This window comes from Streptococcus sp. HMSC072G04, from assembly GCF_001813295.1.
Lineage (GTDB): Bacteria > Bacillota > Bacilli > Lactobacillales > Streptococcaceae > Streptococcus.
Window position 1 is genome coordinate 148,661 of the sequence record NZ_KV812016.1, and the last position, 13,693, is coordinate 162,353.

A 13,693-nucleotide genomic window follows, 5' to 3' on the forward strand; every position below is an offset into this window, starting at 1 on the left:
TCACTAAATCTTAAAAAATAGCCATCTGGATCTAAAACTGCAAATTCATGAGGATAGATATAATGGTCGCCAACAAGAAATTCTCTTTTGTTGTACCCTATGCTTTTTAGCGAAAACGTTTCCTATTTAAATAAACTCTAAAAAATGATAAAATATTTGTAAGTCAACCACTTAAGGAGGTTAAGCATTGTGAAAAACAAAATCTTATTAGGTTCTATGACGCTCCTATCTGCATTTATACTAGCAGCATGCGGAAATAGAGAAAAGAAAACAAACGAAACTACAGCAGCACCAACAACTGAAGTCACTAAAGAAACTACGGATGCACCAACGACAACAACTCAAACAACAACTCCTGGGTCTTCTTCTGGGGCAAAAGAAATATCCCTTGCAGATACTCAACGTATCGGAAATGAAAAATTTGGTTATATCAATATCCCTAAAGATTGGGTCGTACGCACTACTCGAAGTAGCAAAGCGCTCGAATATTTATCACCAGACAAAAACAATGCGTTAATAATGGATTCAAACACTAAAGATACTGTTAAACTTGGCCCCAACGAAACCTTTGACGCAGAGTTACTTGCGAACCGTTTATATAGCTCATTCGGAAAACACAAAAATCGAACTAGTATAGAAGGTGTAAAAGCTATATTTGCCGGTGGGGACGCTTTCTTAATAAAAGTAACAGTTAAAGATGGGAGTACTTTATACGTATGGGTATTCCAAAAAGGAGATAAAGTATACACAATCATAATCCAAGGTTCAGAAGATATGATTAAATCCTTAAGACCTGTTCTCGAGCAATCTTGGGGCCTAGATCCGAATACTCCGGGGAAATAATCCTTAAAAAACTAAAAGAGACTAATCAATGTGATTAGTCTCTTTCTTTTTTTGTTTCTTTTTCTACTCTAGTGATCTATTTTCTTATTCACTAAATCTTAAAAAATAGCCATCTGGATCCAGAATTGCAAATTCATGAGGATAGATATAATGGTCGTCAACACGAAATTTTCTTTTAATTAATGGGCGATGAATAGGATAGTTGGCTTCTAACAATTTCTGATAGAGCCTAGGGACATCCTCTATACCAAAGGAGATGTTAATTCCTTGGCCAAATGGGTAGGTTAGTTCAGCTAATTCTTCAACTGTCCCCTCCTCTAGCATGAGCTGGCAATCTTCAAGAGACAGGAAGAGAAATTTTTCTTCTGGGCGCTCGTATTCGATGGTGAAACCGAGCAAATCACAGTAGAAGGAACGGGACTGTTCTATATTCGAAACCATAAACTCGGGAATTACTGCATTGTAGTTCATAAAGAAAATCCTTATAATTCAATTTCCAAGACAATCGGTGTGTGGTCTTGGCGTGCGCCTGAGTCAATCATGTCTGATTTAGTAACCTTATCTGCAATGCGGTTTGAGGTTAACCAATAGTCGATTCTCCAGCCTGTATTGTTGATTTTTGAAGTCTTGCTGCGTTGTGCCCACCAAGTGTAACGCTCCGGTACATCTCCGTGGAGGTGGCGGAAGGTATCTGTAAAGCCTGCTGCTAAAAGGTTGGTAAAGCCTGCACGTTCTTCGTCTGTGAAACCTGGTGAACGACGGTTGCTGGCAGGGTTGGCAAGGTCGATTTCCTTGTGGGCCACGTTGTAGTCTCCAGTAGCAAGGACAGGTTTTTCTTTGTCTAAGTCAGCCAAATATTCAGCATATTTGACATCCCATACTTGGCGTTCTGCTAGGCGTTTGAGGCCATCACCGGCATTAGGAGTATAGACTTGTGTTACAAAGAAGCCATCAAATTCCAGAGTAATGATCCGGCCTTCCAAGTCCATGGTCGAAGGAGCACCGATCTCTGGGAAAGTCACAATAGGGGAGAGCTCTTTTTTGTAGAGGAACATAGTCCCAGCGTAGCCTTTACGAGCCGGCTCTTGAGAAGAACGCCAGGTGTTTTCATATTGCGGAAAGAGTTCCTCAAGAATTTCGAGGTGTTTTTTAGTAGGTCCTTTGGCGGATAACTTGGTTTCTTGAATGGCAATGATATCTGCATCCTCAGCGACCAAGGTTTGAAGGACTTCTTGAGAGAGTTTAGCACGTGCTGAATCGCTGGTCAATGCAGCATTAAGCGAGTCGATATTCCATGAAATGAGTTTCATTGTGTTTCCTTTTCTTGACATAATTGATAGTTTTATTATAACAAAATTTTAATAATTTTCTGATCACAATGCCTTGAATTCTCTCCTGAAATACATTATAATAGCTTGAATTCATTTGGAGAAAGGGAGTTCATTATGAAATTTTACTCTTATGATTATGTATTGAGTCAGATCAGTCAGCAAAATTGAGTGACCATTGGGATCTCTGGTTTGCTCATTCTACTGACTGGTTTTTTTGCGGTGAAAGCCTATCGGGATAAGCAAGATAGCAAATTCCGTGAATTATCCATTATCTCGATTTTGACTCTGGTTGCAGTGGTCTTGATCGGCATCAGCAGTTTCCAAAATAGCCAAAGTAATAATGACCAATTTCAACGGTCTCTGCATTTTATTGAGGTCATCTCAAAGGAGTTGGATGTCAAAAAAGAAGACGTCTATGTCAATACTTCAGCAGCCACAGATGGGGCGATCCTGAAGGTTGGAGAGGTTTATTACCGAGCTATCGCAGGATCTGACCCAGATAGCTACCTATTAGAAAAGATGGATCTGTATAAAACAGACGTGGAACTTGTGGAGGTGAACAAATGATAGTAAATTTTTTAAACATCTTGATTAAATTAGCTTTGGGCTTGATTTCCTTGGTATTTGTCATCAATGTGACCGGGAAAGGAAACTTAGCACCAAATTCTGCAGTAGACCAGATACAGAACTTTGTTCTTGGGGGCATTATTGGTGGGGTCATCTACAATAGCTCCATTACCATTCTTCAATACATTGTGATTCTCTTAATGTGGACTATTTTGATCTTGCTCTTAAAATGGCTCAATACCAATGTTCGTTTTATGAAGCACTTGATTGATGGAAAACCAACTGTCATCATTAAAAATGGGAAACTGGATCCGGAAGCGTGTCGTTCCAAAGGACTTTTTGCTTCAGATGTTGCTTTGAAACTACGTGGACAAGGGATTTTTCAATTAAAAGATGTGAAGCGCGCTGTTATTGAACAAAATGGTCAATTGATCGTTGTCCGTGCGGGGGATGAGAATCCTAAATACCCGATTATTACGGATGGAGTGATTCAGCTTGAAATTTTGGAAACAATTGGAAAAAGTGAAGAGTGGTTGTTGGCTGAATTGGAAAAAGAAGGCTATGATAATGTTTTGGATATTTTCATTGCGGAGTATGACAAAGGAAAAATCAATGTTGTGACCTATTAAAAGAAGAGATTGGACGAGCCTGTCCAATCTTTTTTCTTTATAAAATTCCAGGAAAGGCCTCTTCCTTTTCTTGAGATACTCTGGGAAAAATAGTAAAATGGAAGGTAAGTGTTCATTAGAAAAGAAGGATAGAAAATTTCATGAAGAAGAAAATACGGAAGTTTGAGAATCATTCGATTACACGCAGACTCTACCTGCTGTTTAGTTTGATTTGCCTTCTTTTTTTGGTGCTGATTGCCCGACTTGGCTATATGCAGATCACTCACCAAGCCTACTATACGGATAAATTGGCAAAAGCTACGAAAAAGACGGTCAAACAAGGGAGTGTGCGAGGGCAAATCTATGATGCTTCTGGTAAGCCCTTGGTGGAAAATGTGGGAAAACAAGTCTTGACCTTTACGCGGGATCGTAAAATGACGGCCCAAGAAATGCGAGAGACAGCTGGAAAACTCTTGCAGTATGTCGATGTAGAAAATCCTCAAGTGACCGAACGGCAAGAAGTGGATTACTATCTAGCCAATACCAAGGTCTACCAAGAGGTCGTGGAACACCTACCTGAGAAAAAGAAATTTGATACCGATGGCAACCGCCTGCCGGAAGCCAAGATTTATCAAGCGGCAGTGGATAGTATCGACCCTTCAAAACTCGGCTATACAGATGATGAGAAAAAGATTATTTATCTCTATAGCCAGATGAATGCGGTAGAGAATTTTGCGACGGGGATTATTTCGACGCAAGTACTAGGAGCTGAACAGATTGCGACCATCGCTGCGGACAGTCAGGACCTTCCGGGAATTGCCATCACGACTAGCTGGGACCGCAAGGTTTTGGACACTCCTTTAGCTTCTATTATTGGAAACGTATCGACCGAGCAGGCGGGGCTTCCAGCAGAAGAGGTTGAGGACTATGTCAAAAAAGGTTATGCTCTCAATGACCGGGTTGGTACGTCTTATCTCGAAAAGGAATACGAAAACGTCCTTCAAGGCAAACGCAGTGAAAAAGAAATTCTCCTAGATAAAAATGGCAACATGGAGAAAGTGGTCGATGTTTCAAAAGGGGCCAAAGGAGAAAACCTCAAGCTCTCGATTGATTTAGATTTCCAAAAAGGAGTGGAAGATATCCTTCGCTCCGCCTTTAGCGCAGAGTTGCAAGCTGGAAATGCGACCTACTCCGAAGGTGTCTATGCCGTAGCTCTGGAACCCGATACAGGGAAGGTCCTTGCTATGGTAGGGATTAAACACCAGGCTGGTAGTCAAGATCTATCAGCAGATGCGTTGGGAACAGTCACCAACGTCTTCGTCCCAGGATCTGTGGTCAAAGGAGCGACCTTGACTTCTGGATGGGAAAATGGAGCCATTTCTGGGAATCAGGTTCTGACCGATCAGCCGATTGTTTTTGCAGGATCAGCTCCTATCAATTCTTGGTTTACCCAATACGGTAGTCGTTCCATCAATGCGGTGGAAGCATTGGAATACTCTTCTAATACCTATATGGTCCAAATTGCCCTTAAGATGATGGGGCAACCTTACACCCCAAACATGACCTTGCAAGTGGATCAGGTTGAACCTGCCATGAAAAAACTGCGCTCTACTTTTGCAGAGTATGGTCTTGGAACATCAACGGGGATTGACCTTCCCAATGAATCGACTGGTTTTATTCCAAAAGACTACACAGTCGGTAATTATTTGACCAATGCCTTTGGCCAGTTTGACAACTATACACCGATGCAATTGGCCCAGTATGCGGCAACCGTTGCAAATGATGGGAAGAGGGTGAGTCCTCATGTCGTCGAAGGTATCTATGACAATAATGATCAAGGGGGGCTTGGTCAGTTGAAAAAAGCGATCGAAACCAAGGAGCTCAATCAGGTCCATATCTCTGCTGAGGACATGGCTTTGATCAAGCAAGGATTCTACCAGGTTGCCAATGGTACGAGTGGGTTGACGACAGGGAAAACCGTCGGTCAAGGTGCTAGTGTCTCTATTAGTGCCAAGACCGGTACGGCCGAAACCACAGTCGATGGAGGCAAACAAGCCATTAATACCAATGTGGTGGCTTATGCACCGTCAAACAATCCAAAGATTGCAGTAGCAGTGGTTTTTCCACATAATACCAATCTACAAGCGACGGTCAGTCATTCCATTACGCGTGACATTATTAATTTATACAATCAGAAACACCCCATGAATTAGAGAGGAAACTATGCTTTATCCAGCACCTATTGCAAAATTAATTGACAGCTATTCGAAGTTACCAGGAATTGGGATCAAAACAGCGACTCGTCTGGCTTTTTACACCATTGGTATGTCAGATGATGATGTGAATGAATTTGCCAAAAACTTACTGAATGCCAAGCGTGAGCTAGGGTATTGCAGTATTTGTGGCAATTTAACCGATGAAGAAACCTGCGAGATTTGTCGAGATGAAACGCGGGATCCATCCCTCATTCTTGTTGTAGAAGATAGCAGGGATGTATCTGCTATGGAAAATATCCAGGAATACCACGGTCGCTATCATGTCTTACATGGCTTGATCTCGCCCATGAATGGCGTGGGACCCGATGACATCAATCTCAAGACTTTGATTAGTCGCTTGATGGATGGAACAGTCACAGAGGTCATTGTTGCGACCAATGCGACAGCAGACGGGGAAGCGACATCTATGTATATCTCGCGTGTGCTCAAGCCAGCAGGGATCAAAGTGACACGTTTGGCACGGGGACTGGCAGTTGGAGCCGATATCGAGTATGCGGACGAAGTGACCTTGCTTCGCGCGATTGAAAATCGGACAGAATTATAAGAGAAGTTCTTTCGAAAGGGCTATCATTGTGGTATACTATCAAGTAAGAAATCAAGGGAACAATTAGGGAGAAACTATGAGTAAACAAGACTTAATCCTGTTGTATGGTGGACGTAGTGCAGAACGTGAAGTATCTGTTCTTTCAGCAGAAAGCGTGATGCGCGCGATTGATTACCAAGCATTTTCGGTTCAAACCTACTTTATTACGCAGTCAGGAGACTTCATCCAGACGCAAGCTTTTGAAGAGAAACCAGCGGATGATGAGAAATTGATGACCAATGAGACAGTGGACTGGTCTAAAAAAGTGGCCCCATCTGCGATTTACAAGGAAGGAGCAGTAGTCTTTCCAGTTCTTCATGGACCAATGGGAGAAGATGGTTCCATTCAAGGCTTCTTAGAAGTCTTGAAGATGCCTTATGTTGGCTGTGGCATCCTAGCTTCCAGTGTTGCGATGGACAAGATCACGACCAAACGGGTCTTGGAGTCTGCAGGAATTCCACAAGTTCCTTATGTAGCTGTAGTGGAAGGCGATGACGTGGATGAGAAAATTGCTGCAATTGAAGCTAATCTCCCTTATCCTGTCTTTACCAAACCATCCAATATGGGTTCAAGCGTAGGGATTTCAAAATCTGAAAACCAAACAGAACTTCGGGCTGCTCTCGAATTGGCCTTCAAATACGATAGCCGTGTCTTGGTAGAGCAAGGAGTCAATGCGCGTGAGATCGAAGTTGGACTGCTTGGAAACTATGATGTGAAGAGTACCTTGCCAGGTGAAGTTGTGAAAGATGTGGCCTTCTATGATTATGATGCCAAATACATCGACAACAAAATTACCATGGCGATTCCGGCTCAATTGGACCCTGAGGTTGTGAAAACCATGCGGACCAACGCAGAAAAAGCCTTTCGTGCGATCGGTGGTCTAGGTTTAGCGCGTTGTGATTTCTTCTATACCGATAAAAGAGAGATCTTCTTAAACGAACTCAATACCATGCCAGGATTTACTCAATGGTCTATGTATCCCTTGCTTTGGGACAATATGGGACTCAACTATACAGATTTGATTACCAAGTTAGTAGAGCTTGGAAAAGAAGTCTTCCAAAAACACGAAGCGCATTTGTTGTAAGAAAAGAGAGAGTGGGACAGAAATCGGTAATTCGTTAGAATTCGATTTCGTCGTCCCACCTCCGCACAGTTGAGTAGGGCTGTAAAAGCTGATGAAATCAGCGTAGTAGAGCCCACTCAACCACTGCGTCTTGCTCGACAATCCAAAAATAATCAAGAGGCTAGGACTTCTGTCCCAGCCACTTTTTTTGTGGTCTAGAATATGGTATAATGAGAAGAATTTGATAGGAGCGTCCAAATCTTTGAGGACGTTACGGAGAACTGAGGAGTCGGATATGAATCTCACATTACATGAAGTTGCTCATCTAGTACGTGCAAAAAATGATATCAGCCAATTTGAAGATGTGGCCCTCGTCAAGCCGGAATTTGACAGTCGTTTGATTGGGCCTGGAGACCTGTTTGTTCCTTTAAAGGGAGCGCGTGATGGTCATGACTTTATTGAGACTGCTTTTGAAAATGGAGCCGTAGCCACTTTTTCAGAGAAAGTGATCGAAGGCCACCCTTATATTTTGGTGGAAGATGTGCTGAGCGCTTTTCAAACACTAGCTGCAGCCTATCTTCAAAAGACAAAAGTAGATGTTTTTGCAGTAACGGGGTCAAATGGTAAAACCACCACAAAAGATATGTTGGCACAGCTATTGTCCACCACCTACCTGACCTATAAAACACAAGGAAACTATAATAACGAAATTGGTCTTCCTTATACGGTTTTGCATATGCCAGAAGGGACGGACAAACTGGTCCTTGAAATGGGGCAAGACCATCTAGGAGATATCCATCTCTTGTCAGAACTGGCGCATCCCAAGGCTGCTATTGTCACCTTAATTGGGGAAGCCCATTTGGAATTCTTCAAAGATCGAAGTGAGATCGCAAAAGGAAAACTCCAGATTGCGGACGGGATGCCAGAAGGTGGTCTTCTGGTAGTTCCAGCTGATCCGATCGTGAATGCCTACCTTCCTGAAAAGCAAACAGTCGTCCGCTTTGGTCCAGACGAGGAGATTTTTATTACCGAGTTAATCGAGCGAAAGGACAGCTTAACTTTCCGAGCGAATTTCTTAGAAGAAGCGATTGATCTTCCAGTAACAGGAAAATACAATGCGACCAATGCCATGATTGCAGCTTATGTTGCCCTGCAAGAAGGGGTGAGTGAAGCTGCGATTCGAGACAGTTTTGAAACCTTGCAATTGACGCGCAACCGCACAGAATGGAAAAAGGCCAGTAATGGAGCGGATATCCTATCCGATGTCTACAATGCCAATCCAACGGCTATGCGCCTAATCTTAGAAACTTTCTCGACTATTCCTGCTAATCCAAATGGTCGAAAATTAGCCGTCCTGGCAGATATGAAAGAACTAGGGGAGCAATCTGTAGATCTGCACAACCAAATGATTCTTAGCCTCTCGCCGGATGTTTTAGATACGGTTATTTTCTACGGCCAAGACATTGCAGGATTGGCTCAGTTAGCGAGTCAGATGTTCCCACTCGGACATGTCTATTATTTCAAGAAGACAGCTGAGGAAGATCAGTTTGAGGACCTGGTCAAACAAGTCAAGGAAAGCTTGAAAGAGCAAGACCAAATCCTTATCAAGGGAAGCAATTCCATGAATTTGGCAAAATTGGTAGAGGAATTGGAGAATGGTAAGTAATAATGTACTGAAGGATATTCAGCGCTTGATTTCAATCACCAATACAGGCTTAGCGTTCTCAAAAGATCCATTTGATCAAGAGCGCTACCAGGATATTCGTGAAATTTTACAGGATCTTGTGAGAGAAACGACTGATCTGAATTCACAAGAATTATCGGATTTGTTTCGACCGACAGACCATTACGACACTCCCTTGATTGATGTAAGGGCCTGGATTGTCAAAGATGACAAACTTTGTTTAGTGAAAGGTCAGGGAGAAGAGACCTGGGCTTTGCCGGGTGGTTTTGGTGAGGTTGGCTATTCTCCTAAAGAAAATATTTTAAAGGAAATCCAAGAAGAAACGGGCTATGTAGCACGTGTCAATCGCTTGTTGGCAGTATTTGATACCAATCGCTACCAATTGCAAAGCCGCCAATATGTGAAATTGGTATTTGAATGTGAATTGCTGGATGGAAGTTTTCAACAGAATCAGGAAATTTCCGATCTTGCATTTTTTGAGAGAGAGAAGATGCCTGCTCTTTCTACCAAGCGCAATACAGAAGAACAATTGAATTTCCTTTGGGAGGTTTATGATGGGAAACGAGATTTGTATTGTGATTAAAAACGATCTATAAATTAAAGGGATATAAAAATGACACTTTGGGATTTATTGTTTACGAACCAAAAATCAGCCCCGCCTGAGTTTGGACTCTGGTACTTTTTCCTACCAGTTTCCTTGTTGGTGGTTGGCTACTTTTCTATCAAGTATGCGCAGTCAAAAAGCTACCAGCGCTTTTGGTACTGGGCACAATTGATTCAAGTCTTGACCATCAATGCTTGGTATATTCTAGCCCACATGCCTTTGACAGATAATTTGCCTTTTTATCATTGTCGCTTGGCCATGCTTGCAATACTCTTTGCACCTAGAGGGACCTATATCAAGCAATATTTTGCCTTGTTGGGAGTTCTAGGATCGATTGCGGCCTTGGTTTACCCGGCCTTTGACCCCTTCCCTTTCCCTCATATTACTGTGCTCAATCTGATTTTTAGTCACTGGGCTTTGCTTGCCAATAGTTTGATTTACCTACAGGATCATTATCAATCTGCAAAACAAGACAGCTTGAGAATTTTCAAGATTACTTTTGGCATGAATGCCTTGATTTTCTTGGTCAACCTTTTGACGAAAGGAGATTACGGCTTCTTACGACGTCCACCAATCATTGGAGACCAGGGTGCTCTTTTGAACTACCTCTTGGTCAGCATTGTGATGGTAGCTGGTATTTGCTTGGTCAACCAGCGCTACAAATACAAGATGGCTGAAGAGACTGTTGTTTCGCGTTCGGAATAGAAAAAAGAGTAGATGAGGGAAAGAAATCATGGCACTTTGGAACTTATTTTTCACCAGTCAACCAACATCCCCTCCTCAATTGGGGGTCTGGTATTTCTTATTGCCGACTTCTTTGGTAGTGGTGGGAGTTCTGTCCGTTCGATTTGCTCACTCCAAAAGCTACCAAACCTTTTGGTATTGGGGACAGTTGATCCAGTTGCTCATCATCAACTCTTGGTATCTAGCAGCTCGCTTGCCTTTTTCAGAGAGTCTTCCCTTCTATCATAGCCGGATGGCCATGTGGATTATTCTTTTGGCCCCCAAGGGAAGCTTCAAGCAATATTTTGCCCTCGTGGGAGTATTTGGCTCCATTATGGCCTTGGTTCATCCTGTTTTTTATCCCTACCCTTTTCCTCACGTTTCCTCGATCAACAATGTCTTTGGTCACTGGGCCCTCTTGGCCAATTGTTTGATCTATCTGGTTCAATCCTACCAGGTGGAAGAAGGGGCTGTTTGGAAAATCTGTCAGATGACTGTTGGGGTCAATGCCATTATTCAGCTTGCGAATCTCGCAACGGGCGGAAACTACGGCTTTATGCGTCGCCCTCCTGTGATCGGTGACCATGGCCTTGTGCTCAACTATTTGATTGTGACAGTTCTCATGACGGGGACACTGATTTTCATCAATACGATTGTTCAGTACAGTAAGAAAAGAAGAATACCTAAATCTGTTTAAATAAGGAGATTTTATGCATCATTTTTTCACTACAGAATCAACAGCACCACCAGCAATTTCAGCACTTTGGTATAGTGTGATGGTCTTGTTCGTTGTGACAGCGATTATGATGTCACTTCGCTATTATCAGAATGAGCAATTTCGCAAATGCTTTCAATACTTACAAGGCTTCCAGTTAATTTGCTTGTATCTTTGGTATTTTGCCTACCACATTCCTTGGTCCAATAGCTTACCATTTTATCATTGCCGTTTGGCCATGTTTGCGGTCTTGTTTTTACCAGACCGCTGGAAAAGTAAACAGTTCTTTGCCTTGATGGGAGTGAGTGGAGCCATCTTTGCCTTGGGTTATCCAGTCTTTGATCCCTATACTTTCCCTCATATTACAAGCTTTTCTTTCCTCCTCGGACATTACTGTCTTTTAATCAATTCCTTGATTTATCTCTTGAGATGGTATGATCGAAACCTCTTAAAAAATAGTCAGATTGTTCTCTATACCTTTGCCTTAGATTTATTCCTGGTTGGAGTCAATCAATTGACGGGAGGAAATTATGGCTTGATGGCCCGCCCTCCGATTATGAGAGGGGATAAGGTGTGGCTCAACTATCTGGTTGTATCCAGTATTTTAGCTCTTGCTTTATTACTCTTTAATCAGTTCTTCAGTCGCAGAAGTGAGCGGGTGAAAGTGAGAAAATAACAAGTAGGAAGGTTGGGATATCTCGGTCTCAACCCTGTTTTATATTAAAGGAGAATATATGAAGCGTTTCTTGCTAATGATTTCCCTCATTTGGAGTTTGGTTTGTACAATCACGATCGCACATGCAGATGATGAAGTTCGCTATTCGATTGAATCCTATGTAGGACACCTCCAATTGCAGGAAGATAGCCAAGCAACATTTACACAAGAGATTACCTATCAGTTTCAGACAGGCTATCATGGTCAATATGTGACCCTAGGAAGCGCAGATCCTCTTCCAAAAGGGTTTAAGATTCATCGTCATCCTGAGGTGGAAGCCTATGTGGATGGGGAAAAACGTGAGATTCGTGTAGAGGAGACAGACCTGGAAGATGGTCGGCAATTAAAAATATACAATGCCCGTATCGTCGGAGGAACGGTCAAGATCAAAGTAAAATGGAAGATTGATCATCTCTTGACTTTCTACAAGGATATTGCAGAACTGAATTGGTTTCCTATTTCAGATGGAGATGAGAAAGTCGCGAAATTAGATTTTTATGTAGATGGCTTGGATGCCAAGCAGGGAAAACTGTATGCCCATACTGGTTACTTTAATCCACCAGCCCAAGTCGAACGGACTGCAACTGGTTATCATATTTGGACAAAGGATTTTCCCAAAAATGGTAAGCTCGAACTGCATGCCTATTGGCCAATGACAGAGGCCCTGCGTCGAGACCAAGCAAATGAGATTGACAAGGGAAATGGAAAAGAGAAATTTCTCAAAAAAGAGAAATCCATTGAACAAAAAACGTTCCTCTATCGGACCCTTCTACTCAAGGTCGTTCCAATTGTATCGGTTCTTTTATTTATCCTAGCTTTCATTCCATGGATCCGGTATTTTATCAGTACCAGAACTCGTCGGATTGCAAAAGGAGTACGATTATACGAACCACCACAGAATTTACCTCCTCTTGTCCTAGCTAAGGCACTGTATCAACTTGATTTTGAACGGATGGTGATGTCTAGAGAGAAGGGGCAACTAAAATTTAATCATCTCATCCAGGCAACCATGTTAGATCTTATTGATCGAGGAAATCTTCGGTTGACTAGGGATGAAAATGGGGAAACCTTGACCTGTCTCCATTATGAAGGCTTGGCTGATTTTGAATTGAAGTTTATTGAAATGATCTTTGATCAAGAATCTCAAATCAATATCAGTGAAGTATTTTCAAGGTATAAAATCGACAAAGTAGCCCTAAAAAAAGACTTTCGAGCTGCTAAATCAGACACCCAACGAGACCGTATTCGAAAGGTCGGAAATGACGTTCAATCACTGTTAAAAAAAGATGCCCAGCAATTGTCAAAAGGGGTAGAGAAGGAGATTGCGAAATTAGGATTGCCTTCTTATTTTAGAGACTTATCTGAAAAAGAAGAAGCTTTTTCAAAAACAGGCTGTGCCTTACATTTTTGGCTCTTACTGATCTTATTTGTGAGCATGTGTTTCTTATCTTTTGGATTTGGTTCCCACCTATCTTCCTTCTATTTTTGGATGATTGTATTGTTGGTCGTTCTCTTCATTCCATTTTATATTCTTGTGAAAATTCGCGAAGAACATCTCCAATCCTTAGAAAACTTGGATTCACAATTCCAATGGATGGCCTTTCGAAATATGATCGAAAGTATTCCAAATTTCAACCAAGCAGAACTTGAGAGTGTCATCCTATGGAATCGTATCCTAGTCTATGCAACTATGTATGGTCAAGCTAAAAAAGTGAGTCAGGTACTCAAAAATCATCAGATTTCCTTACCATATGAGGATTGGGATGCTGTTGTTTGGCTAACGACCTCTTCAAATTCCTTCCTAGACGGCTCTACCTTGATGAGTTATGCAGATGATTCCTATAGCGTTTCAAGCTTCTCTACTAACTCCTCAGATGGCAGTGGCGGTTTTGACGGCGGTGGCTTTTCTGATGGTGGCGGTGGCGGAGGATTTGGAGCCTTCTAACAGTCATGATAAGAGGACTAGAATCGACGGATTTTG

At 42.2% G+C, this 13,693-nt stretch carries 14 protein-coding genes and 1 pseudogene; 12 read left to right on the plus strand and 3 right to left on the minus strand.

Annotated elements, in window-relative coordinates:
- Window positions 1-89 (minus strand): annotated as a pseudogene (locus HMPREF2904_RS11035) (VOC family protein); the annotation flags it as partial.
- Window positions 90-189: 100 nt separating this feature from the next.
- On the opposite strand from HMPREF2904_RS11035, the gene HMPREF2904_RS03405 reads away from it, so the two are divergent.
- Entirely contained in the window at window positions 190-843 is a 654-nt protein-coding gene (locus HMPREF2904_RS03405; protein ID WP_049491623.1) for a hypothetical protein, read from the plus strand.
- Between the two features lie 84 nt (window positions 844-927).
- Here HMPREF2904_RS03405 and HMPREF2904_RS03410 read toward each other — a convergent pair whose 3' ends face one another.
- Both HMPREF2904_RS03410 and HMPREF2904_RS03415 read right to left on the minus strand, forming a co-directional pair.
- On the minus strand, window positions 928-1,314 hold the full coding sequence (locus tag HMPREF2904_RS03410; RefSeq protein WP_021152848.1) for a bleomycin resistance protein: 387 nt from the start codon (window positions 1,312-1,314) through the stop codon (window positions 928-930).
- Window positions 1,315-1,325: 11 nt separating this feature from the next.
- A complete protein-coding gene (locus HMPREF2904_RS03415) occupies window positions 1,326-2,153 on the minus strand; it encodes an exodeoxyribonuclease III (RefSeq protein WP_045759219.1) in 828 nt (275 codons plus the stop codon).
- A gap of 189 nt (window positions 2,154-2,342) precedes the next feature.
- Between HMPREF2904_RS03415 and HMPREF2904_RS03420 the strand changes: the two genes are divergently transcribed.
- The 11 genes from HMPREF2904_RS03420 (at window position 2,343) to HMPREF2904_RS03470 (ending at window position 13,657) form a co-directional block, all read left to right on the plus strand.
- Window positions 2,343-2,741 (plus strand): DUF3290 family protein, encoded by a 399-nt coding sequence (locus HMPREF2904_RS03420; protein ID WP_256263227.1) that lies wholly within the window; start codon window positions 2,343-2,345, stop codon window positions 2,739-2,741.
- A complete protein-coding gene (locus tag HMPREF2904_RS03425) occupies window positions 2,738-3,370 on the plus strand; it encodes a DUF421 domain-containing protein (RefSeq protein ID WP_023917601.1) in 633 nt (210 codons plus the stop codon). Before HMPREF2904_RS03420 ends, HMPREF2904_RS03425 begins: the two co-directional genes overlap by 4 nt.
- A 140-nt stretch (window positions 3,371-3,510) precedes the next feature.
- Window positions 3,511-5,562, plus strand: coding sequence for a penicillin-binding protein PBP2B (gene pbp2b, locus HMPREF2904_RS03430; RefSeq protein ID WP_070660104.1), 2,052 nt, complete (start codon window positions 3,511-3,513; stop codon window positions 5,560-5,562).
- Window positions 5,563-5,572: 10 nt separating this feature from the next.
- Window positions 5,573-6,169, plus strand: a complete 597-nt coding sequence (gene recR / locus HMPREF2904_RS03435; RefSeq protein ID WP_003006276.1) for a recombination mediator RecR — start codon at window positions 5,573-5,575, stop codon at window positions 6,167-6,169.
- Between the two features lie 76 nt (window positions 6,170-6,245).
- Window positions 6,246-7,292, plus strand: a complete 1,047-nt coding sequence (locus HMPREF2904_RS03440; protein WP_070660107.1) for a D-alanine--D-alanine ligase — start codon at window positions 6,246-6,248, stop codon at window positions 7,290-7,292.
- 274 nt (window positions 7,293-7,566) lie between these two features.
- A complete protein-coding gene (murF, locus tag HMPREF2904_RS03445; protein WP_070660109.1) occupies window positions 7,567-8,937 on the plus strand; it encodes a UDP-N-acetylmuramoyl-tripeptide--D-alanyl-D-alanine ligase in 1,371 nt (456 codons plus the stop codon).
- Window positions 8,927-9,538: an NUDIX hydrolase gene (locus tag HMPREF2904_RS03450; protein ID WP_049483657.1), complete on the plus strand. Its 612-nt coding sequence runs from the start codon at window positions 8,927-8,929 to the stop codon at window positions 9,536-9,538. The genes murF and HMPREF2904_RS03450 overlap by 11 nt, the downstream gene beginning before the upstream one ends.
- Before the next feature lie 30 nt (window positions 9,539-9,568).
- Entirely contained in the window at window positions 9,569-10,264 is a 696-nt protein-coding gene (locus tag HMPREF2904_RS03455; RefSeq protein WP_049497233.1) for a YwaF family protein, read from the plus strand.
- A gap of 28 nt (window positions 10,265-10,292) precedes the next feature.
- Window positions 10,293-10,979: a YwaF family protein gene (locus HMPREF2904_RS03460; protein WP_070660111.1), complete on the plus strand. Its 687-nt coding sequence runs from the start codon at window positions 10,293-10,295 to the stop codon at window positions 10,977-10,979.
- A 13-nt stretch (window positions 10,980-10,992) separates the two neighbouring features.
- Complete coding sequence (locus HMPREF2904_RS03465) at window positions 10,993-11,673, plus strand: YwaF family protein (RefSeq protein ID WP_003006294.1); 681 nt, start codon at window positions 10,993-10,995, stop codon at window positions 11,671-11,673.
- Between the two features lie 58 nt (window positions 11,674-11,731).
- The gene (locus tag HMPREF2904_RS03470) at window positions 11,732-13,657 is read left to right on the plus strand and encodes a DUF2207 domain-containing protein (RefSeq protein ID WP_070660114.1); all 1,926 of its coding nucleotides are present in this window, start codon (window positions 11,732-11,734) and stop codon (window positions 13,655-13,657) included.
- The last annotated feature ends 36 nt before the right edge of the window (window positions 13,658-13,693 follow it).

Bases quoted from the DNA above. Each gene is read 5' to 3' on its own strand.
- HMPREF2904_RS03410 (WP_021152848.1), bottom strand. From the start codon at position 1,314: ATGAACTACAATGCAGTAATTCCCGAGTTTATGGTTTCGAATATAGAA.
- HMPREF2904_RS03415 (WP_045759219.1), bottom strand. From the start codon at position 2,153: ATGAAACTCATTTCATGGAATATCGACTCGCTTAATGCTGCATTGACC.
- HMPREF2904_RS03425 (WP_023917601.1), top strand. From the start codon at position 2,738: ATGATAGTAAATTTTTTAAACATCTTGATTAAATTAGCTTTGGGCTTG.
- pbp2b (WP_070660104.1), top strand. From the start codon at position 3,511: ATGAAGAAGAAAATACGGAAGTTTGAGAATCATTCGATTACACGCAGA.
- recR (WP_003006276.1), top strand. From the start codon at position 5,573: ATGCTTTATCCAGCACCTATTGCAAAATTAATTGACAGCTATTCGAAG.
- HMPREF2904_RS03440 (WP_070660107.1), top strand. From the start codon at position 6,246: ATGAGTAAACAAGACTTAATCCTGTTGTATGGTGGACGTAGTGCAGAA.
- murF (WP_070660109.1), top strand. From the start codon at position 7,567: ATGAATCTCACATTACATGAAGTTGCTCATCTAGTACGTGCAAAAAAT.
- HMPREF2904_RS03450 (WP_049483657.1), top strand. From the start codon at position 8,927: ATGGTAAGTAATAATGTACTGAAGGATATTCAGCGCTTGATTTCAATC.
- HMPREF2904_RS03455 (WP_049497233.1), top strand. From the start codon at position 9,569: ATGACACTTTGGGATTTATTGTTTACGAACCAAAAATCAGCCCCGCCT.
- HMPREF2904_RS03460 (WP_070660111.1), top strand. From the start codon at position 10,293: ATGGCACTTTGGAACTTATTTTTCACCAGTCAACCAACATCCCCTCCT.
- HMPREF2904_RS03465 (WP_003006294.1), top strand. From the start codon at position 10,993: ATGCATCATTTTTTCACTACAGAATCAACAGCACCACCAGCAATTTCA.
- HMPREF2904_RS03470 (WP_070660114.1), top strand. From the start codon at position 11,732: ATGAAGCGTTTCTTGCTAATGATTTCCCTCATTTGGAGTTTGGTTTGT.